Raw genomic sequence first — 22821 nt, forward strand, 5'->3', positions numbered from 1 at the left:
TTCAAATAAATTGGCATTGAACATAGTGCACGCTGTTGAGTTCTCAAGGAACGGACGCACCCGGTTTCACGGACCCGCACGCGAGCCGATCATCCGAAGCGATGTTCGTCATTCATCCGGCGATCCCGAGGGACCGGTTCGGACGCTTCGAACCCGGGATCCTCGGTGAGGATCAGGGGTTCGGGATCGTGCCGCTTGAGGAGGCGAAGCTTCTCGCTTCACTCGCTCCTGTGGGGCAACGAATGAATACTTTACGGAGATCAGCGAGGTGCCGCAACTCGGCCTCGCATCCCGGGCGTGTCGCGCCTCATCCCGCCCAGGACGGCCGGTCCGAGCCCCACTCATGCGGCGCCGACGGCCACTCCACGGCACGTCGCGGGGCGGCGATGGCAGGGCGGGCGATGCGCTGCTCCCCCGCGGGCCCGGACAGGGTCACGGCGTGCGACTCGCGGGTCGCATCGTCGAGCCCGACCCCGTCCGCTTCGGCACGTCGCGGCAGGCCGAGCAGCTCCGCGGCCGTGCGGCGCAGCGACATGCGTGCGAGCCAGGAGCCGCCGACGGTCGAGCGCCGCCGGAGCAGCGCGACCATCGCCGCGGCGATGAGGTAACCCGTCGCGTGATCGAGCGCCTGGGCCGGCAGCGCGCCGGGCGCGTCCGGCCCGCCCTCGACGAGCGCGATGCCCGAGGACGCCTGGACGAGGCTGTCGAATCCGCCCCGCTCCCCCGTCGTTCCGCCGAACCCCCAGGCGGCGAGTTGCCCGACGACCAGGCCCGGACGTCGGGCGGCGAGGCTCTCCGGATCGAGGCCGAGGCGCGCGAGCGACGCCGGCCGGTAGCCGAGGACGATCGCATCGGCGCCCGCGAGCAGTTCGTCGAACCGCGCGGCGCCGCCCTCGGTGCGGAGGTCGAGCAGCGCCGACCGCTTGCCCGGTCCGCTGTCGAGATGCTGCCAGCCGAGCTCGGCCGGCACCGGCGGATCGATGCGCAGCACGTCGGCGCCGAGCAGTGCGAGGGTGCGCGTGGCGACGGGCCCGGCGATCACGCGCGTGAGGTCGAGCACGCGGGCGCCCGCGAGCGGCCGCTCCGCATCGACCGCGAGCACACCGGATGCCTCGGCCTCGCCGAGCCGGACCACGTCGACGAGCGGATGCCGCCTGAGCTCGTCGTCCACGCGCGGATCCTCGCCCGCGACGGCGACGCACATGCCGCCCTCCCTGGTCACCGCGTCGGCGAGCTCGACGGCCGACCACCGGGCGACGGCGGCCCCGATCGCCGCGTCGTCGGCCCCGCCGTCGAGCGCGAGCACCCGCTGCAGCGCGCGGGCGTGATGCGGGTAGTTGCCGTGCGTGCGCACCCAGCCGTCGCGTGCTCGCCGGAACCCGGAGAGCGGCGACCACACCCGGGGCGCCTCGCCGTCGAATCGGGCGACGCGCTCGCTCTGGAAGGCCGTCGCGATGCGGGCTCCGTCGAGGCGGATGGATCCGGGGGCGGCATCCTCCGACCACGCGGCGACGCTCGCAGCGGCGACGGATGCCGCGGCCAACGCGGACACGTCGAGGCGCGCGGGCAGCGGCACGTCGGGCAGCGGCGCGAGCGTCGCGAACGCGGCGGGATCGAGCCCGAGCTCCGCGCGGACTCGTGCGAGGAGCCGATCAGCCGCCTCGCGAGTCATGGGCGCCTACCGGACGAACACGCCCGCGAGCGTCTTCTTGCCGCGACGGAGGACGGCCATGCCGCCTGCGTCGACGCGGCCGCCGATGAGCGCCGCGTCGTCCTCGACGCGCACGTTGTCGATCGAGACTCCGCCCTGGGCGATCGCCCGGCGACCCTCGCTGAGGCTCGCGACGAGTCCGGTGTCGACGAGCACCTGCACGACCGTGGCATCCGCCCCGGTCTCGGTGTGGGGCAGCTCGCGGAGCGCGGCCTCGAGCGTGCCGCGGTCGAGGCCGGCGAGGTCGCCCTGCCCGAACAGCGCCTGCGAGGCGGCGACGACGGAGGCCGTGGCATCGGCACCGTGCACCAGGGTCGTGACCTCGTGCGCGAGCACTCGCTGCGCCTCGCGCCGGAAGGGCTCGGTGGCGACCTTCTCGGCCAGTTCCTCGATGCGGTCGCGACTGAGGAACGTGAAGACCTTGAGACGGTCGATCACGTCGGAGTCGTCGGTGTTGAGCCAGAACTGGTAGAAGCGGTACGGGCTGCACATGTCGGCGTCCAGCCAGATCGCGTTGCCCTCGCTCTTGCCGAACTTCGTGCCGTCGGAGTTGGTGATCAGCGGCGTGCCGATCGCGTGCACGTGCACGCCCTCCACGCGGTGGATGAGGTCGGTGCCGCTCGTCAGGTTGCCCCACTGGTCGCTGCCGCCGGTCTGCAGGACGCAGCCGTACTGGCGGTAGAGCTCGAGGTAGTCGAAGCCCTGGAGGATCTGGTAGCTGAACTCGGTGTAGCTGATCCCGGCGTCGGAGTTGAGGCGCGAGGCGACCGCGTCCTTCTTGAGCATCGTCCCGACGCGGTAGTGCTTGCCGATGTCGCGGAGGAAGTCGATCGCGGAGAGCCCGGCGGTCCAGTCGAGGTTGTTGACCATCCGTACGGCGTTCTCGCCCTCTGCGGAGAGGAAGCGTCGCACCTGCTCGTCGAGCCGGCCGACCCATTCGGCGACCGTCTCCTTCGTGTTCAGCGTGCGCTCGGCCGTCGGGCGAGGATCGCCGATGAGGCCGGTGGAGCCGCCGACGAGGCCGAGCGGCTTGTGACCGGCGAGCTGCAGGCGGCGGAGCGTGAGGATCTGGACCAGGTTCCCCAGGTGCAGGCTCGGCGCGGTCGGGTCGAAGCCGCAGTAGTAGGTGATCGGCTCGCCTGCGAGGAGTCGCTTGAGTGCCGCCTCGTCGGTCGAGACGTGGACGAGTCCGCGCCAGCGGAGCTCCTCCCAGACGTCGTCGAACGAGGGGTCGTTCTGCTGCGTGGCGAGGATCGCGGGGTCGGACACGACTGCAAGGGTAGCAGCGGCGAAGCCCTGCACCCGGTGAAGTCGAGAGGCTTGATCATGCCGCTTGAAGTCTCTATACTTAATGCCAGCCAGTCAAGGCTCCACACTTGAGACGGAGGGCGCCGATGTACGTCGTCACCGCCGACCAGGTCGGCAGCCGCGCGGACGTCGACCGCTCGGCCGCGATGCAGCAGGAGCTCCAGGAGCGCTTCGGCGACCGCCTGGACCTGCCCGTCGACCAGACCGCCGGCGACGAGCTGCAGGCGCTCACCGGCGAGGCCGAGGCCGCCGCCGACCTCGTGCTGCACCTCGCGCGCGACGGGCACTGGAGCATCGGACTCGGAATCGGCGACGTGCGCGAGCCGCTCCCCGACGCCGTCCGCAAGGCGACCGGCGGCGCGTTCTTCGCGGCGCGCGAAGCGGTCGAGGCCGCGAAGCGCGCAGAGGCGCGCTTCGCGCTCCGGACGGACGGCGACGAGAGGGGGTTGCTCCCGGCGAACGAGGTCGAGGCGATCGTCCGACTGCTCCTGCTCCTCCGCGACCGTCGGACCCCGCAGGGCTGGGAGGCGGTCGACCTCGTGCGTTCGGGTCGGTCCCAGAAGCACGCGGCCGAGCTGCTCGGGATCTCGGATGCCGCGGTCAGCCAGCGCCTCCGGACCGCCATGTGGTCCGCCGACGACGATGCGCGCCCGGCCGTCGTCCGGCTGATCGCCTCGCTCGGAGACCGCGATGCGGAGGCGAGCGAGGCACCGGACGAGGAGCCGGATGCCTGAGGGCTCCGACGGACGTCATCGACCCTGAAGGGTTCGGACGTCACGACCATCGAGGCGGCGAGCGCGGACTCGCGGTGCGGTCCTCGGCGGTGACCGAGGCCGTCGATATGCTCGACCCCGACCGGGACCCGAACGCCCGGACCCGAACCCGGCCCCGGATCCGGGAGAGCGGAGGACCCGTGAACGTCGTCGGTGCGATGTCGGCCATCGGATGGGCGGTGATCGTCGTCGCGCTCGGCGCGTCGGCGGTGCTCTCCGTCCTGGCCTACCTCCGCCCCAGGCCCATCCACCTCTGGCCGGCGGCCGGCGCACTCGCACTCGCGATCGTCGCGGCCTCGACCGTGCCCGACGACGTGCCCATGGTCGCCGCGCCGCTCGTGGGCCTGCTCGGCATGGTCGTCGCGGTCTTCGGCGGCAGCCCCGCCGCGGCGACCGCGCTGCAGCTCGCGATGGGCTCGAGCACGCCGCCCGGCGCGCACGGCGGCATCCTCGTCGCGGTTCGATCGGACGAGCCGGCCCGGCCCGGCATCGCGCCGGCCCGGCGCGAGGTCCTTCGCGGCGGCCTCACGATCGGCGTGCTCGAACGGCTGGCCTCGGCGGGCACCATCATCGCGGGCTTCCCCGAAGGGCTCGCGATCGTCGTGGCGGTCAAGGGCGTGGGGCGGTTCACCGAACTCGAGGCGCCCGAGGCGCGGGAGCGCTTCATCATCGGCACGTTCGCCAGCCTCATCTGGGCGTGCGCCGCAGCCCTCGCCGTGCACCTCGCGATCCGCTGAGCGGCGCGGCGGGGGCACGGCCGCCGCCATCCGGGCGGCTGCCGGGTCAGTGCGACTTCGGATGCCGCCGGTAGACCGAGACGCCCGGATCCCCCGGCAGCCAGAACCGCCACGGGTACGACGCGGCGCCGCCCGCGCCGCTGATGCCGGTGCGCGGGCCGGTCGCATGCGCGAGCGGGCCGACACGGACCTCGAGCGAGAACGGCGGCGCCAGCAGATCCGAGCCGTTCGCCGCGAGCGGCACGCCGAGCGCCTGCGCGAGGCGCGCCGGTCCACGCGCGAGGTCGCGGTCCGTGGAGCGCGAGCGCCGCGACCGCGCCAGGTCGAGTCCGTCCGCGACGGTCCCCCCGCGCAGGAGGATGCCCGCCGACGTGCCCGGGGCACCGGCCACGACGTTGAGGCACACGTGCATGCCGTAGGTGAAGTACGCGTAGAGATGCCCGCCGTCGCCGAACATCACGGCATTGCGGGGGGTCCGCCCGCGGAACGCGTGCGACCCCGGATCGACGCCGACCCCACGGTAGGCCTCGACCTCGGAGAGGCGGACGGCGACGCGCCCCGCCTCGGAGTCGTAGGCGAGCACCGCGCCGAGGAGCAGCGGCGCGAGCTCGACGGGGTCGCGCCGGAACCACGCGCGATCCGGTCGCACGAGCTCGACGTGCGACGCCGGTCGCGGCATCCGCTCGCCCGCGCCCATCGCCGGATCGCGGCTCAGTCGTCCCCGCCGGGGAGGACCGACACGAGGTGCCGCACCCGGTCGGCGAGCGACGCGAACTGGCCGTCGACGCGCGCCGGCGCGGTACCGCCGATGCCGTCACGGCTCGCGACCGAACCCTCGATGGTCAGCACCTCGCGCACCTCGGGGACGAGGTGCGCCGAGATCGACGCGAGCGCCTCGTCGTCGACGTCATGCAGGTCGAGCCCGTGCGTCTCGGCGTATCGCACGAGCGAACCGGTGATCTCATGCGCGTCGCGGAACGGCACCCGCCGCTTCACGAGCCACTCGGCGACGTCCGTCGCGAGCGAGAAGCCCGCCGGCGCGAGCTCGGCCATGCGGTCGGTGTGGAACGTCAGGGTCGCGATCATCCCCGTGAAGGCGGGGAGGAGCACCTCGAGCGTCTCGACCGAGTCGAAGACGGGCTCCTTGTCCTCCTGGAGGTCGCGGTTGTACGCGAGGGGCAGCGCCTTGAGCGTCGCCAGCAGCCCCGTGAGGTTGCCGACGAGCCGACCCGACTTGCCGCGCGCGAGCTCGGCGATGTCGGGGTTCTTCTTCTGCGGCATGATCGACGACCCCGTCGAGTAGGCGTCGTCGAGCGTGACGAAGCCGAACTCGCGCGTGTTCCAGAGGATGACCTCCTCCGAGATGCGCGAGAGGTCGATGCCGATCATCGCGGCGACGAACGCGAACTCAGCGACGACATCGCGACTCGCGGTGCCGTCGATCGAGTTCTCGGCCGGGCTCGCGAGCCCGAGGTCGCGGGCGACGGATGCCGCGTCGAGCCCGAGCGTCGAGCCGGCGAGCGCGCCGCCGCCGTACGGCGAGACGTCCGCCCGCTTCATCCAGTCGACCAGCCGCTCGAGATCGCGCGAGAGCGCCCAGCCGTGCGCGAGCAGGTGGTGCGCGAGCAGCACGGGCTGCGCGTGCTGCAGGTGCGTGCGCCCGGGCATGATCGCGGTGCGGTGCGCGTCGGCCTGCGCGGAGAGCGCGTCGATGAGGTGGACGAGCATGCGCCCGATCGTGACGGCGTGGTCCTTCAGGTAGAGGCGCACGAGCGTGGCGATCTGGTCGTTGCGACTGCGACCCGCGCGCAGCTTGCCGCCGAGTTCGGGTCCGACCTCGGAGATGAGGGCGGCCTCGAGCGCGCCGTGCACGTCCTCGTCGGAGTCGGCAGCGACGAGCTCCCCGTCGACCACCCGCTGCTCGAGCGCGTCGAGGCCCGCGACCATCCGCTCGAGTTCGTCGGCCTCGAGGTACCCCGCCGCGGCGAGCGCGCGGGCGTGCGCGCGCGACCCGGCGAGGTCGTAGTGGGCGAGCTGCCAGTCGAAGTGCGTCGACTTCGACAGGCGCTGCAGCTCGGGCGACGGTCCGCCCGCGAACCGGGCGCCCCAGAGGGAGCCCTCGTTGGTGCCGTGCTGCTCCGACATGCTCACGCGTCCTTCCCGGCGAGGAGCCAGACGAGCAGCGCCTTCTGCGCGTGCAGCCGGTTCTCCGCCTCGTCCCAGATGATCGACTGCGGGCCGTCGATGACGTCGGCGCTCACCTCGTAGCCGCGGTCGGCGGGCAGGCAGTGCATGAAGACGGCGTCGGGCTTCGCGAGCGACATCAGCTCGGCGTCGACCGTGTAGGCCCCGAACGTCGCGACCCGGTGCGCCTTCTCGTCCTCCTTGCCCATCGACACCCAGGTGTCGGTGACGATCACGTCGGCGCCGGCCGCCGCCTCGGCGGCGTCGGTGTGCAGCACGACCGATCCGCCGGTGACGGCGGCGATGCGGTCGGCGTCGGCGACGACGGATGCCGCGGGCGCGAACTCCTCGGGCGACGCGACGCGCACGTGCATGCCCGCCGTCGCGCCCGCGAGCACGTACGACTGGGCCATGTTCGACGCGCCGTCACCGAGGAAGGCCACCGTGAGCCCGGCGAGCTCGCCCTTGTGCTCGCGGATGGTGAGCAGGTCGGCGAGCAGCTGGCACGGGTGGAAGTCGTCGGACAGCGCGTTCACGACCGGGACCGTGGTGCCCTCGGCCATCTCGTCGAGGCCGGACTGCGCGTAGGTGCGCCAGACGATGGCGGACACCATCCGCTCGAGCACACGCGCCGTGTCGGACGGCGTCTCCTTGCCGCCGAGCTGGCTGTTCGCGGTCGAGATGATGAGCGGCGAGCCGCCGAGGTCGGCGATGCCGACGGCGAACGACACGCGCGTGCGCGTCGAGGACTTGTCGAAGATGACGGCGACGGTCTGCGGGCCGGCGAGCGGCGTCTCCGCCCAGCGGTCGGCCTTGAGGCGCACCGCGAGGTCGAGGATCTCGGACTGCTCCGCGGGCGTGATGTCGTCGTCGCGGAGGAAGTGGCGGGTCATGGATGCTCCGTTCTGCACGTGGCGAGCGGGGTGGTCTTCGGGTGGTCTGGGACGTCGGGGTCAGCGCGCCGCGGCGACGGCGTCGAGTGCTCGGCCGAAGCGCACGGCGAACTCGTCGAGCTCGGCGTCGCCGATGATGAGCGGCGGTGCGATCCGGATGGTCGAGTCGTTCGCGGCGTTGACGATGAGGCCGGCCCGCATCGCCGCGCCGGAGAGCTCGGATGCGACCGGTTCGGTGAGCGCGACGCCCGCGAGCAGCCCGCGGCCGCGCATTCCCGCGACGAGCGGCGAGCCGAGGCCGAGCACGCGCTCCCGGAGCTCGGCACCGCGGCGCGCGGCGTTCTCGACGAGACCGGCGCGCTCGATCTCGGAGAGCACGGCGTTCGCGACGGCCGTGGAGAGCGGATTGCCGCCGTAGGTGGAGCCGTGCTGGCCTCGTGAGAACAGGTCGGACGCATGGCCGAACGTCACGAGTCCGCCGATCGGGATTCCCCCGCCCATGCCCTTCGCGACCGTGATGGCGTCGGGCAGGATCCCGGCGTGCTGGAAGGCGAACCACTCACCCGTGCGGCCTGCGCCGGTCTGCACCTCGTCGATGATGAGGAGCGCGCCGTGCCGGCGCGTGAGATCGCGCGCGGCCTGCAGGTAGCCGTCGGGCAGTTCGAGCACACCCGCCTCGCCCTTGATGGGTTCGAGGACCAGTGCCGCGACGGACTCGTCGAGTTCGGCCTCGAGCGCCTCGATCGTCGAGGGGATGTGCGTGACGCCGCCCGGGAGCGGCTCGAACGCGTCGCGCATCGCGGGCTTGCCGGTCAGCGCGAGCGACCCCATCGTCCGCCCGTGGAAGGCGTCGACCAGGGCGAGGACCCGCGTGCGGGCACCGCCCGAGTTGTTGAGTCGTGCGAGCTTGAACGCGGCCTCGTTCGCCTCGGCACCGGAGTTGCCGAACCACACGCGGCCGGACTCGCCCGCCCCGGAGAGGCGCGTGAGCCGATCGGCGAGCGCGAGCGCCGGCTCGGTCGCGAAGTAGTTCGACACGTGCGCGAGCTTCGCCGCCTGCTGCGACACGGCCTCGACGAACACGGGGTGCGCGTGGCCGAGGGAGTTCACCGCGATGCCGGCGAGGAAGTCGAGGTACCAGGTGCCCGCCTCGTCCTGCACCCAGGCGCCCTCACCGCGCTCGAGCTTCGCGAGGGGCATCCCGAGCGTCTTCATCATGCGACGCGAGTAGTGCTCGCGCCAGTCGTCGGCGTCCGTCACGGGGTCACCCCCGCGGCATCCGTCACGCCACGGACGACCTCGGTGCCGATGCCCTGCTGCGTGAAGATCTCGAGCAGGATCGAGTGCGGGACCCGGCCGTCGATGATCGCGGCCTTCGGCACGCCGCCCTCGACCGCCTCGAGGCACGCCGTCATCTTCGGGATCATGCCCGACTCGAGCGACGGCAGCAGCGCCTCGAGCTCGGGCACGTCGATCTCGGAGACGAGCGAGTCGCGGTTGGGCCAGTCGCGGTACAGCCCCGCGACGTCGGTGAGGATGACGAGCTTCGCCGCGCCCAGCGCGACCGCGAGCGACGCCGCGGCCGAGTCGGCGTTCACGTTGAGCGATTGCCCGGGCTGGTCGAGGTCGGGCGCGATCGACGACACGACCGGGATGCGGCCCGCGTCGACCTGCGCGTGCACGGCCTCCGGATCGACCTCGACGACGTCGCCGACGAGCCCGAGGTCGACCTCGACGCCGTCGACGACCGCACCGCGGCGGCGGCCGCGGAACAACCCCGCGTCCTCCCCGGAGAGGCCGGCCGCGAGCGGCCCGTGCTCGTTGATGAGGCTCACCAGCTCGCGGTTCACCTGCCCCGACAGCACCATCCGGACGACGTCCATCGTCTCGGGCGTCGTCACGCGATAGCCGCCGCGGAACTCGCTCGGGATGCCGAGGCGGTCGAGCATCGACGAGATCTGCGGTCCGCCGCCGTGCACGACGACCGGTCGGATGCCGGCGTAGCGCAGGTACACCATGTCCTCCGCGAAGGCGCGCTGCAGCTCGGGGCTCACCATGGCGTTGCCGCCGAACTTCACCACGATCGTCTCGCCGTGGAACCGCTTCAACCACGGCAGTGCCTCGATCAGGGTCCCGGCCTTGCGCGCGGCCGTCGCCGCGTCACCGCGCACGTCGCCGGTCGCGGTCGTATCGGACGCGCCTGGGTCGGACGTCATCTGCTCCTCGCTCATGCTCAACTCGAGTACGCGCTGTTCTCGTGCACGTAGTCGTGCGTGAGGTCGTTGGTCCAGATCGTGGCGGATGCCTCTCCCGCGTGCAGCTCGACGAGCACGCTCGTCGCGCGCGGCGTGAGGTCCACGTCCTCGCGCGGGCGGTCGGGTCGGCCCGCGTGGCAGACGCGGACGCCGTTCATCGTGACGTCGACGAGGTAGGGATCGAACGGCGCCGACGTCGTGCCGATCGCCGCGAGCACGCGGCCCCAGTTCGGGTCGTTGCCGAAGATCGCGGCCTTGAAGAGGTTGTTCCGGGCGATCGAGCGCCCCACCTCGACGGCGTCGTCCTCGGTGACGGCGCCGCGGACCTCGATCGCGATGTCGTGGCTCGCGCCCTCGGCGTCGGCCTGCAGCTGCAGGGCGAGGTCGCGGCACGCGGTCGTCAGCGCCTCGGTGAACGTCTCGGGGTCGGGCTCGACGCCCGAGGCCCCGGACGCGAGCAGCGTGACCTGGTCGTTCGTCGACATGCAGCCGTCGGAGTCGAGCCGGTCGAACGTCACGCGCGTCGCCCACCGGAGCGCCGCGTCGAGGCCCGCCGCGTCGACGACCGCGTCGGTCGTGAGCACGACGAGCATGGTCGCGAGGCCCGGCGCGAGCATGCCCGCGCCCTTCGCCATGCCGCCGATGCGCCATCCGTCGACGACGACCTCGACCGCCTTCGGCCTCGAGTCCGTCGTCATGATCGCGCGCGCCGCGTCGGCGCCGGCGGCCTCGTCGCCGGCGAGGCGGCTCGTCGCCGAGAGCACGCCCTCCTCGAGCACCTCGCCGTCGAGCTGGTCGCCGATGAGGCCCGTCGAGCAGACCACCACGTCGCCCGCCGAGACGCCGAGCGCGGATGCCGCAGCCTCCGCCGTACGGTGCGTGACCTGGAACCCCTCGGGCCCGGTGAAGCAGTTCGCGCCACCGGAGTTCAGGACGATCGCGGCGACCGTGCCGTCCTGCACGACCTGCTCGGACCACAGGATCGGGTTCGCCTTCGCCCGGTTCGACGTGAAGACGGCGGCGCCCGCCTGCAGCGGGCCGCGGTTCACGATGACGGCGAGGTCGAGGGCGCCGGAGCGCTTGATGCCGGCCGCGATGCCGGCGGCGTCGAATCCCTGGGGTGCGGTCACGCTCACGGTGCGACTCCGTTCACGGGGAGGCCGGTCGCCTCGGCGAGGCCGAGTGCGATGTTGGCGGATTGGATGGCGGCGCCGGCGGTGCCCTTCACGAGGTTGTCGACGGCGGTCACGACGACGACGCGGCCGGCGGCCTCGTCGACCGCGAGGCCGATGAGCGCCGTGTTCGCGCCGAGGACGTCGGCAGTCCGCGGGAACTGCCCCTCGGGCAGGACCTGCACGAACCGCTCCGCCGCGTAGGCGTCCTCCCAGGCGGCCCGCACCGCCGAGGCGTCCGTTCCCGGGACGATCCTCGCGGTCGAGGTCGCGAGGATGCCGCGAGACATCGGCACGATCACGGGCGTGAAGGAGATCGTCGGCGCGGCCGCACCGGCCCAGCGCAGTGCCTGCTGGACCTCGGGGATGTGGCGATGCGTGCCGCCGACGGCATACGGATTCGCGGAGCCGAGGATCTCCGACCCGAGGAGGTGCGCCTTCAGCGCGCGCCCGGCCCCCGACGGACCGACGGCGAGCACCGACACGAGGTCGGCGTCCTCGATGACACCGGCTCGGATGCCGGGTGCGAGCGAGAGCGCGACCGTCGACGCGTTGCAGCCGGGCGCGGCGATGCGCCGGGTACGCGCGAGCCTGGTGCGCTGCGTGCCCGACAGTCGAGGCAGTTCGGGCACGCCGTACTCCCACGCGCCGTGGAACTCACCTCCGTAGAACGCCGCCCAATCGTCGGCCTCCTCGAGCCGGTGGTCGGCGCCGCAGTCGATCACGAGGGTCTCGGCGGGCAGTTCGGCCGCGATCGCACCCGACGCGCCGTGCGGCAGGGCGAGGAAGACGACGTCGTGGCCGGAGAGGGTCTCGGCCGAGGTCTCCTTCAGGGTGAGGTGCGTGTAGCTGCGCAGGTGCGGCTGGACCGCGGTGAGCGGCTGGCCGGCGTTCGAGTGCGCGGTCACGGTCCTCACGTCGAACTCGGGATGGTCGGCGAGGAGGCGCAGCAGCTCCCCGCCCGCATAGCCGGACGCGCCGGAGACGGCGACGGTAAACGTCATGGAATCCACCTTATGGGCTGAACGATCGGGGATGACGGCTCCGGCGACGCCCAGGGCGGCAGGGTCAGGCCGCCGCGGGAGTCGCCTGGATTCGGCGCTCGCCCCGACGTCGGCCGCGCAGCACGACGGCACGCAGGACGCGTGCGGTCGGGGCGGGCCGGGCGGTGGACATGCGGTGACCCTAGCCGCCCGGGCGGGTGCGGGGCAAATCGCGTGACGGCGCTGGCCGGCGGATGACCCGATCCGAGGCCGATCAGACGTCGTCGCCGCGCGTGCGCACCCATGCCCGGTCGACGAGCGCCTCGAGCACGGAGAGATCGACGGTCGAGAGGCGGCCGACCCAGAGGCATCCGGCCCCGACCTTCACCTTGCCCAGCCGATCGATGAGCTCGTCGGCGCCCGGGGTCTGCAGGCCGTACAGGGAGATCGAGGCCTTCCGGGGCGAGAATCCGACGACGGCCGTGTCGCCCTCGTGACCCGAGTCGTACCGGTAGTGGTGCAGGCCGTAGCCGACGATCGACGGGCCCCACATGACGGCGTCGGTGTCGGTCACGCGATCGAAGAGCTCGCGGAGCACGAAGCCGTCCTCGCGGCGACCCGCGGGCTCGACCGACTCGAGGAACTCCGACACCGAGGCCCCAGTGGGAACCGTCTTCGCTTCGGCCATGGTCAACGGTACCGCCGTCGGGACGGCGCGGCGAGGGTCCGATGCGCGGGTCGACGCGCCGGACCCGCCCGCGAAGCACGAGGGCGCCCCGCCGGTGACCGGCGGGGCGCCCTCGTGACGTCGGAGTCGGCGGATGCCGCTACTCGCGGATCGCCGCACCGGTCCGCTCCGCTGCGAGCGCGGCCCCCGCGAGCTTCGCGTCGCTCGCCTCGGCGGCGGTGAGGGTGCGGTCGCCGGCCCGGAAGCGCAGCGCGAACGTCAGGCTCTTCGACCCCTCGGGAACACCCTGCCCGCGGTAGTCGTCGACGAGCTGGAGGTGCTCGAGCAACTCCCCCGCACCCTCGCGCACGGCGGCCTCGACGACCGCGGCGGGCACCTCGGCCGCGACGACGAGCGAGAGGTCCTGCGTCGCGGCGGGAAGGGTGCCGATGGGCTGCGCCTCGACGGAATCGCTCGCGAGCGCGATGATCGCGTCGAGGTCGACCTCGGCGACGGCGACCACGCGAGGCAGGTCGGCCTCGGCGGTGAGCCTCGGGTGCAGTTCGCCCGCGTAGCCGACGAGCCGCCCTCCGACGCGGACCTCCGCGGTCCGGCCGGGGTGCATCGCCTGGTGGGCGCCCTGCGCGAACTCGACCTCCGCGCCCGCGGCGTGCGCGATGCGCCGGACCGCGTCGAGCGCATCGGCGATGCCGGCGGGCTCGGCGGCCCGGCCCGGCTGCTTGGGCAGGACGTCGCCGGTCAGCAGGACCGCGACGTGCCGGGGCTGTGCCGGGATGCCGTCGTTGAGCTCGGCGAGGACGGCGTCGGACGGCCGCTCCCAGCCGATGGGCAGCTCAGCAGAGCCGTAGGCGCGATCAGCCCGGGGCAGGAACACGAGGCCGAGCTCGTAGACGTCGAGGTCGGTGAACCCGCGCGACAGGTTGCGACGCGCCACCCCGACGAGGCCCGGGATGAGCGAGCGGCGGAGGAACGGCACGGTCGCGTCGAGCGCGTTCGCGAGCCTGACGCTCGCGACCGGCGCGCCGTCGGCCGAGCCGTACACGGCGTTCTCGGCCGCGGTCACGAAGGGGAACGCGAGCACCTCGGTCGCGCCTGCGGCGGCCAACGCGTCGGCGACGCCGCGGCGCGCGCGCTGCGATCGGGTGAGGCCGCGGCCGGGCGGGGCGACGGGCAGCACGGACGGGATCCGGTCGTAGCCGAGCAGGCGCGCGACCTCCTCCGCCAGGTCGACGTTCGCCGTGAGGTCGGGACGCCACGACGGCGGGACGACATCGACGCCGCCGTCCACGCGCGTCACCACACCGCCGACCTCGGCGAGTGCGTCGTGCACCTCCTCGGCGGTGTACTCGACGCCGATGAGGCCGGTGACGAACCCGTCCGGCAGGTGGATCGCCTCACGCGCGGGTGCCTCGTGGATGAGGGAGCCCCGCTCGTCGGCGATGCCGCCCGCGAGGTCCACGAGGAGCTGCGCGACACGAGCGGCCGCCGCACCCGCGACGGCGGGGTCGACGCCCCGTTCGAAGCGCTTGGAGGCCTCGCTGGGCAGCTTGTGCCGGCGCGCGGTCCTGGCGATCGAGACGGGGTCGAAGTTCGCCGCCTCGATGAGCACGTTCGTCGTCGCGTCGCCGATCTCGGTCGACGCGCCGCCCATGACGCCCGCGAGTCCGATCGCACCCCGGTCGTCGGTGATGAGCAGGTCCTCGGCGTGGAGGGAGCGCACCTTGCCGTCGAGCGTCTCGAGGGTCTCGCCGGGCGCGGCACGCCGCACGACGATGCCGCCCTGCAGCGCATCCAGGTCGTAGCCGTGGATCGGCTGGCCGAGTTCGAGCATCACGTAGTTGGTGATGTCGACCGGGAGCGAGAGGGAGCGGATGCCGGCGAGCTTCAGCCGCGCGACCATCCACGCCGGTGTCGGCCGGGTCGGGTCGATGCCGCGCACGATCCGCGTCGCGAACACGCTCGCGCCGACGCGGCCGCGGATCGGCGCCTCGTCTCGGACCTCGACGGGGAACGCGTCGGCGGATGCCGCCGCCGCCGGCACCTGCGCGGCGGGGTCGCGGTACACCGCGCCCGTCGCGTGGGCGTACTCCCGGGCCACGCCGCGGATCGAGAACGCGTACCCGCGGTCAGGGGTGACGTTGATCTCGACGGCGGCGTCGTCGAGTCCGAGCAGCGCGATCGCGTCGGTGCCGACGGGCGCGTCGATCCCGAGCGTCGACAGGCGCAGGATGCCGTCGTGGTCCTCGCCGAGCCCGAGCTCGCGAGCCGAGGCGATCATGCCGTCGGAGACGTGGCCGTAGGTCTTCCGAGCCGCGATCGGGAACGGGCCGGGCAGCACCGCCCCGGGGAGGGTCACCGCGACCTTGTCGCCGACGAAGAAGTTCCGGGCCCCGCACACGATGCCGTGCACGGCGTCGCCGCCGTCGGCGGCCCGCTCGCCCTCGGGCGCGACGCGCACCTGACACCAGCGGATGGTCTTGCCGTTGGTCTGCGGCTCCTCGATGAACTCGAGGACCTCGCCAACGACGATCGGGCCCTGGAGGTCGAACGTGTGCACGTCCTCCTCCTCGAGCCCGACGCGCACGAGCGCGGCGTGCACGTCGTCGAGCGACGTGCCCGGCGGGAGATCGACGTACTCGGCGAGCCAGCTGAGAGGCACTCGCATGTCCTAGACCACCATTCCGAACTGCTGGGAGAAGCGGATGTCGCCCTCGGCCATGTCGCGCATGTCCTGGACGTCGTTGCGGAGCATGAGCCCGCGCTCGATGCCCATGCCGAAGGCGAACCCGGTGTAGACCTCGGGGTCGATGCCCGCGGCGCGGAGCACGTTGGGGTGCACCATGCCGCAGCCGCCCCACTCGATCCAGCGCGGGCCGTCCTTGAAGGTCGGGTGCCAGAAGTCGAGCTCGGCCGACGGCTCCGTGAACGGGAAGAAGCTCGGGCGCAGACGCACCTTCGCCTCGTCGCCGAAGATGGACTTCACGAAGTGGTCGAGCGTGCCGCGCAGGTGCGCCATCGTCAGGCCCTTGTCGACGGCGAGGCCCTCGAACTGCATGAAGACCGGCAGGTGCGTGGCGTCGAACTCGTCGGTGCGGTACACGCGGCCGGGCGCGAGCACGTAGATGGGGACCTCGCGCTCGAGCATCGAGCGCACCTGCACGGGGCTCGTGTGCGTGCGCATGACGAGGTGCGCCTCGGGCGGGTCGACGAAGAACGTGTCCTGCATCGCGCGCGCCGGGTGGTCGGCGTCGAAGTTGAGTGCGTCGAAGTTGAACCACTCGCTCTCGACCTCGGGACCCTCGGCGATCTCCCATCCCATGCCCGTGAAGACGTCGCACACGCGGTCCTGCAGCAGGGCGAGCGGATGCCGCGCGCCGGGCGTGAATCGCGACGGCAGCGCGGTGACGTCCACCGCCTCGGCGGCGAGCTGCGCCTCCGCCTCGGCGGCGACGATCTCGGCCTCGCGAGAGGCGAACGCCTGGTTCACCCGGCCGCGGGCGGAACCGACGAGCTTGCCGAGGGCGGCCTTCTGGTCGTTCGGGACGGAGCGCAGTGAGGCGTTCAACCGCGCGAGCGTCGACTTCTCGCCGGTGTGCTCGCTGCGGACGGCCTTCAGCGCGGCGGAGTCGGCGGCTGCGGCGATCGCGGCGAGGGCCGCGTCGACCGCGGCAGCGACGGCCGGTTCGGTGATCTGGAGGGGCTCGGACACGAGAGTCGAGTCTAGTCGGGGCGCGTGGTCCCCCGCGTCGGCTAGATCGAGCCCTGGCCCGTCTGGCGCGACTCAGCGTTCGCCTTGGCGATCCCCTTCAGCAGTTCCTCGTTCTCCTCGTCCGGGTTCGGCGTGGGACGCCCCGTCTTGCTCGCGGTGCGCCGGGACACCCACCGCGCGATCCAGGACAGTGACAGGTTCATCGCGAGGTACAGCACGAGCGTCACGATGAAGAACGAGAAGAGGTAGTAGTTGCCGTAGAAGCTCGCGAGCTGGTTCATGTTCACGCGCAGCAGTTCGACGTAGCCGACGATGTAGCCCAGCGAGGTGTCCTTCAGGAGCACGACGAGTTGGGCGATGATGATCGGCAGCATCTGGCGGAACGCCTGCGGGAACTCGATCAGCATCTTCGACTGCATGGGACGCATCCCCAGGCTGAGACCCGCCTCGCGCTGCCCCTTCGGCAGCGACGCGAGTCCCGCGCGCAGGGCCTCGCCGATGAGCGCGCCGTTGTAGAGCGTGAGTGCGGCCACGACCGCCCAGAACGAGCCGGTGTTCAGCACGAGCAGGATGAACAGCATCATCAGCAGCACCGGCATGCCGCGCACGAACTCGAGCACGATCGCGGTCGGGATGCGGATCCAGCTCGTCCGCGCGCTGCGCAGCAGCGAGAAGACGATGCCGAGCGCGACCGCGAAGACCGCGGCCGTGAGTGCGGCGCGCAGGGTGCCCCAGACGCCCGCGACGAAGATGTAGCGCCACACCGTGGGGTCGGCGAAGACGTCCCAGCGCGACGGGTCGAAGTACCCGGGCAGGTCGCCGCGCGGTGCGTTCAGCGTGAAGAAGATCCACACGAGCCCGCCGAGGATGGCGATGCCGCCCGCGATCGAGGCGATCAGTGAGTTGCGCCGGGCGACGGGACCCGGGGCATCGAAGAGGACGTTCGTCATCGCTGCACCACCCAACGTCGTTCGAGTCGCGCCGCGAGCAGGCCCAGCGGCACCGTGATGAGCAGGTAGAAGGCGGCGACGCCCAGCAGGACCGGGATCACCTGGTCGCCGCGCGCGTTGGCGACCGTGCGGCCCACGGCGAAGAGCTCGACGACGAAGAAGCCGCCTGCGACCGAGGTGTTCTTCGTGAGCGCGATGAACACGTTGATCAACGGCGGGATGGTCATGCGGAAGGCCTGCGGCAGCACGACGAGGCCGACGGTCTGGCGGAAACCGAACCCGACGCTGCGTGCGGCCTCCGCCTGGCCGATCGGGACTCCGTTGACGCCGGAGCGCAGCGCCTCGGCGACGAACGGCGACGTGTACACCGACAGCCCGATGATGGCGCGCGTCACGAAGTCGAGCCGGACGTCGAGCAGGGGAAGGACGAAGATGCAGAAGAAGAGGACGAGGGTCAGCGGCGTGTTGCGCACGAACTCGGTGTACACCGTCGCGAACCAGCGCAGCGACGCCACCGGTGAGATGCGCATCGCCGCGATGAGGGTGCCGATCACGAGCGCAGCGAGCCCGGAGACCACCAGGAGCAGCAGCGTCGTCCCGAATCCCTCCAGGTACAACGGCAGGTTGTCGATGATCGCGTCCACGCGCGTCCTTTCCGTACGGTCGGGTCGACGGACCCGGGAGGTCCGGGCGCCGCGCGGGCGCCCGGACCTCCGTGGGGATCAGTACCGGTCGACTGCCGGCGGCTCGCGGAACTCGAGCACCGTGCCCGCCGTGGCGTCCCACGCCGCCTCGTAGGAGCCGTCCTCGTAGGACTGCTCGAGGACGTCGTTGATCCACGAACGGAACTCGTCGTCGCCGAGCATGACGCCGATGCCGTACGGCTCCTCGGTGAACGGCTCGCCGACGACCTTGAATTCGCCCGGGTTCTGGTCGACCAGGCCGGCCAGGATCACGTTGTCGGTCGAGACCGCGACCGCCTCGCCCTCACGGAGCGGCTGGAGGCAGTTGCTGTAGGTGTCGGTCTCGATGACGTCGGCGCCGATGTCGCGGAGGTTCGCTGCGGGGGTCGAGCCGGTGACCGAGCACACGGGCTGCCCGACGAGGTCCTCCTCGCTCGTGATGTCCTCGTTGTCGGCGAGCACGAGGATCGACTGACCGGCCTCGAAGTACGGCCCGGCGAAGTCGACGACCTCCTTGCGAGCGTCGTTGATCGTGTACGTCGCGACGACGAAGTCGACCTGGCCGTTCTCGATGAACGGCTCGCGGTTCGCCGAGACCGTCTCGACCCACTCGATGTCCTCCGGCGCGATGCCGAGCTCGCCGGCGATGATCTTCGCGATCTCGACGTCGAACCCGACCGGAACGCCGTCGGGGCCGACCAGGCCGAAGAGCGGCTGGTCGAACTTGGTGCCGACCGTGACGGTGCCCGCCTCGGCGAGCGCGGCCATCGTCGTGCCCTCCTCGAACTCGGGCGCCTCCTCGACGCTCGGCTCGGCGCCGTCGTCACCGGGCGTCCCTGCATCGCCGGCGCAGCCGGCGAAGAGGAGCGCGCTCGCGGCCGCCGCGGCGACCAGGGCGATTCTGCTGCGTCTCATGTCGTGCCTCATCTCTCGTGTCGTTCGGGTCCCCGCCGCTCGTGGCAGCGGAGGTCTAGTGCGCGAGGATCTTCGACAGGAAGTCCTTCGCGCGATCGGTCTTGGGGTGGTCGAAGAACTCGGCCGGGGTCGCCTCCTCGACGATGGCGCCGTCCGCCATGAAGAGCACGCGGTCGGCGGCCTTGCGGGCGAAGCCCATCTCGTGGGTGACGACGATCATCGTCATGCCCTGTTCGGCGAGGCCGACCATCACGTCGAGGACCTCGTTGATCATCTCGGGGTCGAGGGCGCTCGTCGGCTCGTCCATGAGGATGAGCTTGGGGTTCATCGCGAGCGATCGGGCGATCGCGACGCGCTGCTGCTGGCCGCCGGAGAGCTGCGCGGGCATCTTCTTCGCCTGGTCGGCGACGCCGACCCGTTCGAGGAGGTCCATGGCCTTCGCATCGGCCTCCTTGCGCGACATCCGCTTGACCCTGATCGGCGCGATCGTCACGTTCTCGAGCACGGTCTTGTGCGCGAACAGGTTGAACGACTGGAAGACCATGCCGACGTCGGCGCGGAGCTTCGCGAGTGCCGCGCCCTCCTCGGGGAGGACGGCGCCGTCGATCGTGATGGTGCCCGAGTCGATCGTCTCGAGCCGATTGATCGCACGGCACAACGTGGACTTGCCCGAGCCCGAGGGCCCGATCACGACCACGACCTCGCCTCGGTTGACGACCGTGTTGATGTCGTTCAGCACGTGCAGGTCGCCGAAGTGCTTCTCGACGTGGTCGATCACGACGAGGGGCTCGCCCCGACGGACCGAGATGTTCGACGTACGAGGAGCGGTGTCGGCCGGCATATCCCCCAAACTAGGGCTCGGGGAGGTCCGCGGCCACCGCCCGGACTGCGGGTTTACCGTTCCGTTACCTCACTGCGCTGGGCGAAGGCGCTCTCGTAGAGGCAGACGGATGCCGCGGTCGCGAGGTTCATCGACTCGGCGTGCCCGTAGATCGGCACCGTGACGACCCGGTCCGCGAGGGTCAGCATCTCGTCGGGCAGGCCTCGGGCCTCGTTGCCGAACAGCCAGGCCGTCGGCCGCGACAGGACGCCGTCGCGACGGGCCTCGAGCAGGTCCTCGCCCTTGACGTCGGCGGCCAGGATCGTGAGGCCCGCCTCGCGGGCGCGGGCGAGCACGTCCTCGAGCTCGGCCCCGACGGCGACGGGGAGGTGGAAGATCGATCCCGTCGACGAGCGGACGACCTTCGGGTTGTAGAGGTCGACCGCTCGGCCGGTGAAGACGACCGCGTCGGCGCCGGCCGCGTCGGCCGCGCGGACGATGGTGCCCGCATTGCCCGGGTCGCGCACCTCCTCGAGGATCGCGACGAGCTTCGGCTGCGCCGAGAACACGTCCTTCACGGCGGTCGGGAACTGGTGGCAGACGGCCACGAACCCCTGCGGCGTGACCGTGTCGGCCATCGCGCCCAGGACCTCCTCGGTGACGTACTCGACGTCGACCCCCGCGTCGATCGCCGTGTCGCCGATGTCGGCGTACCGCTCGAGCGCGGTCGGCGTCGCGTAGAGCTCGACGACGAGCTGCGGCCGGAAGGTCAGTGCCTCGGCGACGGCCTGCGGCCCCTCGAGGAGGAACATGCCCGTCTCGACGCGCGCGGGCTTCTTCGCGAGCTTCGCGACGGCCCGCACCCTGGGCGACCTCGGGTTCTCCAGCACGCGTCCAGCCTAGCGACGGATGCCGCGGCGCCGCCGCTCCCCCGCCGTGCAGCGGCATCCGCCCCGCGCCGTGCCCCCGCCGGCCCGGCTCCCGCGCATGCCCCGCCCGGAGACGCGGAACGGCCCGGCACCACGAGGGTGCCGGGCCGTTCGGGCCGAAGCGGCGATCAGGCCGCGTTCTTCGGAGCGTTCACGTCGCTCGGGAGCGCCTTCTTCGCGGCCTCGACGAGGCCGGCGAAGGTCGCCGGCTCGTTGACCGCGAGGTCGGCGAGGATGCGACGGTCGACCTCGATGCCGGCGAGGCCGAGGCCCTGGATGAGGCGGTTGTACGTGATGCCGTTCTGGCGCGCAGCGGCGTTGATCCGCTGGATCCAGAGGCGACGGAAATCGCCCTTCTTCTTGCGGCGATCGTTGTACGAGTAGACGAGCGAGTGGGTGACCTGCTCCTTCGCCTTGCGGTAGAGGCGCGACCGCTGCCCGCGGTAGCCCTCGGCGCGCTCGAGGATGACCCGACGCTTCTTGTGCGCGTTGACTGCGCGCTTGACTCTTGCCATGACTCTGTCTCTTCCTTACCGGGACTCGTCGCTCAGCGACCGAGCAGCTTCTTGATGACCTTGGTGTCGGGCGCCGAGGCGACCTTGTCCTGGTTCAGGCGGCGGGTGCGCACCGAGGACTTGCCCTCGAGGTTGTGGCGCATACCGGCCTGCTGCTTCTTGATCTTGCCGCTGCCGGTGACCTTGAAGCGCTTCTTGGACCCGGAGTGGGTCTTCTGCTTCGGCATCTCTCGTCTCTCTCCTTGGTTCTGCCGCCACCGAGGTGGCGGACGTGTGGTGCTGGCCTAGGCCTCGTCGGCCTCGGCCGTCTGCGGCCCGTCGCCCGCGGCATCCGCCGCCGGGCGCTGCTTCGCCGCAGCACGCTGTGCATTCGCCTCGGCCTTGGCCTCGGACTTGTTCTTGAGGGGCGCGATGACCATGACCATGTTGCGACCGTCGATGGTCGGGTTGTGCTCGACGGTGCCGTACTCGGCGACGTCCTCCGCGAAGCGCTGCAGCAGGCGGACGCCCATCTCGGGACGCGACTGCTCGCGACCGCGGAAGAGGATCATGGCCTTGACCTTGTCGCCGGACTTCAGGAAGCCGACGGCGCGCTTCATCTTGGTCTCGTAGTCGTGCTTGTCGATCTTGAGGCGGAACCGAACCTCCTTGAGGATCGTGTTCGCCTGGTTGCGCCGGGCTTCCTTCGCCTTCTGCGCAGCCTCGTACTTGTACTTGCCGTAGTCCATGATCTTGACGACCGGCGGACGGGAGTTGGGCGCGACCTCGACGAGATCGAGGTCGGCCTCCTGCGCGAGCCGCAGTGCCACCTCGATCTTCACGACGCCGACCTGCTCTCCGCCTGGGCCCACGAGACGGACCTCGGGAACGCGGATACGGTCATTGGTACGCGGATCGCTGATGCGAGTCTCCTCTACTCGAACGGTGTTCCAGCCCTTCGGGAGACGGATGCCGCCCGAAGACGAGAGCGGAAATCCACGCGATGACGCCCCGCGGAATCTCACCGCGGGCTCATGCGGCACCCTTGCTCCTCCCCCGTCGGAACGGGGAAGGGGAGTGCGAACGACCCGGTAACCTTGATGAAGCGGTATGCGCGGGTGGGAGTCTCTCCACTTTCGTACCGGGGACTGGCCCCGGAGCCCGCAGTAGTCTAGCAGAGGAATCCCCCGGTGAGCGACACTTCGCCCGAGCCCACGCGTGCGCCCGAGCACGACCACCCCGAGACCGGTGCGCAGGCCGGCACCGACCAGGCCGTCGCCGACGCGACCCGCGACATCGCCGAGGTCCCCGCGGTCGAGGTCATCACGACGGCGGCCGTGCACCTCATGAGCGCCGCGGCGGTCAAGGTCGGGCTCGCCGACGATCCCGAGTCGCAGACCGATCTCGACGAGGCCCGCAAGCTCATCAACGCGCTCGCCGGTCTCATCACCGCCGGCGCACCCGAGATCAGCGACATGCACGCTCGGTCGCTCCGCGACGGGCTCCGGTCGCTGCAGCTGGCGTTCCGCGAGGCGTCGACGATCCCCGACGAGCTCGGCAAGGGCCCGGGCGAGAAATGGACCGGGCCGGTCTCCTAGGCGGGATGACCGCCTGCCC

Annotated in this window: 23 protein-coding genes; 3 read left to right on the forward strand and 20 right to left on the reverse strand. The window is 71.7% G+C overall.

Features of this window, described 5'->3' with window-relative positions:
* Nucleotides 1-307 precede the first annotated feature (307 nt).
* Together GJR97_RS02360 and tyrS are read right to left on the reverse strand one after the other, a co-directional pair.
* Nucleotides 308-1672 (reverse strand): CoA transferase, encoded by a 1365-nt coding sequence (locus tag GJR97_RS02360; RefSeq protein WP_154344951.1) that lies wholly within the window; start codon nucleotides 1670-1672, stop codon nucleotides 308-310.
* A gap of 6 nt (nucleotides 1673-1678) precedes the next feature.
* Nucleotides 1679-2980, reverse strand: coding sequence for a tyrosine--tRNA ligase (tyrS, locus tag GJR97_RS02365; protein WP_324613042.1), 1302 nt, complete (start codon nucleotides 2978-2980; stop codon nucleotides 1679-1681).
* Between the two features lie 125 nt (nucleotides 2981-3105).
* Here tyrS and GJR97_RS02370 point away from each other — a divergent pair, with 125 nt between their 5' ends.
* Both GJR97_RS02370 and GJR97_RS02375 read left to right on the forward strand, forming a co-directional pair.
* Complete coding sequence (locus GJR97_RS02370) at nucleotides 3106-3753, forward strand: DNA-binding protein (RefSeq protein WP_154344953.1); 648 nt, start codon at nucleotides 3106-3108, stop codon at nucleotides 3751-3753.
* 179 nt (nucleotides 3754-3932) lie between these two features.
* Complete coding sequence (locus GJR97_RS02375) at nucleotides 3933-4529, forward strand: hypothetical protein (RefSeq protein WP_324613043.1); 597 nt, start codon at nucleotides 3933-3935, stop codon at nucleotides 4527-4529.
* 46 nt (nucleotides 4530-4575) lie between these two features.
* Here the strand turns inward: GJR97_RS02375 and GJR97_RS02380 are convergent, their stop codons facing one another.
* The 18 genes from GJR97_RS02380 to infC all read right to left on the reverse strand — a co-directional run bounded on the left by GJR97_RS02380 (nucleotide 4576) and on the right by infC (nucleotide 22127).
* Nucleotides 4576-5226, reverse strand: coding sequence for a DNA-3-methyladenine glycosylase (locus tag GJR97_RS02380; protein ID WP_229275937.1), 651 nt, complete (start codon nucleotides 5224-5226; stop codon nucleotides 4576-4578).
* Between the two features lie 14 nt (nucleotides 5227-5240).
* Nucleotides 5241-6674 carry an argininosuccinate lyase gene (gene argH / locus GJR97_RS02385; RefSeq protein WP_154344954.1) on the reverse strand — a complete coding sequence of 478 codons (1434 nt, stop codon included), beginning with the start codon at nucleotides 6672-6674 and terminating at the stop codon, nucleotides 5241-5243.
* Nucleotides 6675-6676: 2 nt separating this feature from the next.
* Nucleotides 6677-7606 carry an ornithine carbamoyltransferase gene (gene argF / locus GJR97_RS02390; RefSeq protein WP_154344955.1) on the reverse strand — a complete coding sequence of 310 codons (930 nt, stop codon included), beginning with the start codon at nucleotides 7604-7606 and terminating at the stop codon, nucleotides 6677-6679.
* Between the two features lie 60 nt (nucleotides 7607-7666).
* Nucleotides 7667-8866: an acetylornithine transaminase gene (locus tag GJR97_RS02395; protein WP_324613044.1), complete on the reverse strand. Its 1200-nt coding sequence runs from the start codon at nucleotides 8864-8866 to the stop codon at nucleotides 7667-7669.
* The gene (gene argB, locus GJR97_RS02400; protein WP_154344956.1) at nucleotides 8863-9822 is read right to left on the reverse strand and encodes an acetylglutamate kinase; all 960 of its coding nucleotides are present in this window, start codon (nucleotides 9820-9822) and stop codon (nucleotides 8863-8865) included. The genes GJR97_RS02395 and argB overlap by 4 nt, the downstream gene beginning before the upstream one ends.
* A 17-nt stretch (nucleotides 9823-9839) precedes the next feature.
* Nucleotides 9840-10997, reverse strand: coding sequence for a bifunctional glutamate N-acetyltransferase/amino-acid acetyltransferase ArgJ (argJ, locus tag GJR97_RS02405; protein ID WP_324613045.1), 1158 nt, complete (start codon nucleotides 10995-10997; stop codon nucleotides 9840-9842).
* Nucleotides 10994-12037 (reverse strand): N-acetyl-gamma-glutamyl-phosphate reductase, encoded by a 1044-nt coding sequence (gene argC / locus GJR97_RS02410; protein WP_154344957.1) that lies wholly within the window; start codon nucleotides 12035-12037, stop codon nucleotides 10994-10996. Before argC ends, argJ begins: the two co-directional genes overlap by 4 nt.
* A 253-nt stretch (nucleotides 12038-12290) precedes the next feature.
* The gene (locus tag GJR97_RS02415; RefSeq protein WP_154344958.1) at nucleotides 12291-12704 is read right to left on the reverse strand and encodes a DUF1801 domain-containing protein; all 414 of its coding nucleotides are present in this window, start codon (nucleotides 12702-12704) and stop codon (nucleotides 12291-12293) included.
* Between the two features lie 139 nt (nucleotides 12705-12843).
* Nucleotides 12844-15369, reverse strand: coding sequence for a phenylalanine--tRNA ligase subunit beta (pheT, locus tag GJR97_RS02420; RefSeq protein WP_154344959.1), 2526 nt, complete (start codon nucleotides 15367-15369; stop codon nucleotides 12844-12846).
* 3 nt (nucleotides 15370-15372) lie between these two features.
* A complete protein-coding gene (gene pheS / locus GJR97_RS02425) occupies nucleotides 15373-16413 on the reverse strand; it encodes a phenylalanine--tRNA ligase subunit alpha (protein ID WP_324613046.1) in 1041 nt (346 codons plus the stop codon).
* A 41-nt stretch (nucleotides 16414-16454) separates the two neighbouring features.
* Nucleotides 16455-17363, reverse strand: coding sequence for an amino acid ABC transporter permease (locus GJR97_RS02430; protein WP_154344960.1), 909 nt, complete (start codon nucleotides 17361-17363; stop codon nucleotides 16455-16457).
* A complete protein-coding gene (locus tag GJR97_RS02435; RefSeq protein WP_324613047.1) occupies nucleotides 17360-18007 on the reverse strand; it encodes an amino acid ABC transporter permease in 648 nt (215 codons plus the stop codon). Before GJR97_RS02435 ends, GJR97_RS02430 begins: the two co-directional genes overlap by 4 nt.
* A gap of 78 nt (nucleotides 18008-18085) precedes the next feature.
* Entirely contained in the window at nucleotides 18086-18961 is an 876-nt protein-coding gene (locus tag GJR97_RS02440) for a glutamate ABC transporter substrate-binding protein (protein ID WP_154344961.1), read from the reverse strand.
* A 55-nt stretch (nucleotides 18962-19016) separates the two neighbouring features.
* Nucleotides 19017-19802, reverse strand: coding sequence for an amino acid ABC transporter ATP-binding protein (locus GJR97_RS02445; protein ID WP_154344962.1), 786 nt, complete (start codon nucleotides 19800-19802; stop codon nucleotides 19017-19019).
* Between the two features lie 53 nt (nucleotides 19803-19855).
* Entirely contained in the window at nucleotides 19856-20671 is an 816-nt protein-coding gene (locus tag GJR97_RS02450; RefSeq protein WP_324613048.1) for a TrmH family RNA methyltransferase, read from the reverse strand.
* Between the two features lie 167 nt (nucleotides 20672-20838).
* Nucleotides 20839-21225: a 50S ribosomal protein L20 gene (gene rplT / locus GJR97_RS02455; protein WP_129234085.1), complete on the reverse strand. Its 387-nt coding sequence runs from the start codon at nucleotides 21223-21225 to the stop codon at nucleotides 20839-20841.
* 32 nt (nucleotides 21226-21257) lie between these two features.
* Nucleotides 21258-21452 (reverse strand): 50S ribosomal protein L35, encoded by a 195-nt coding sequence (gene rpmI / locus GJR97_RS02460; protein WP_067949205.1) that lies wholly within the window; start codon nucleotides 21450-21452, stop codon nucleotides 21258-21260.
* A gap of 57 nt (nucleotides 21453-21509) precedes the next feature.
* Entirely contained in the window at nucleotides 21510-22127 is a 618-nt protein-coding gene (gene infC, locus GJR97_RS02465) for a translation initiation factor IF-3 (RefSeq protein ID WP_324613138.1), read from the reverse strand.
* Between the two features lie 267 nt (nucleotides 22128-22394).
* Here infC and GJR97_RS02470 point away from each other — a divergent pair, with 267 nt between their 5' ends.
* Nucleotides 22395-22802, forward strand: coding sequence for a DUF1844 domain-containing protein (locus GJR97_RS02470; protein ID WP_324613050.1), 408 nt, complete (start codon nucleotides 22395-22397; stop codon nucleotides 22800-22802).
* Nucleotides 22803-22821 lie beyond the last annotated feature (19 nt).

Origin of the sequence: Agromyces kandeliae (assembly GCF_009674665.1) — a bacterium.
In the GTDB taxonomy this organism is placed as follows: Bacteria; Actinomycetota; Actinomycetes; order Actinomycetales; family Microbacteriaceae; genus Agromyces; species Agromyces kandeliae.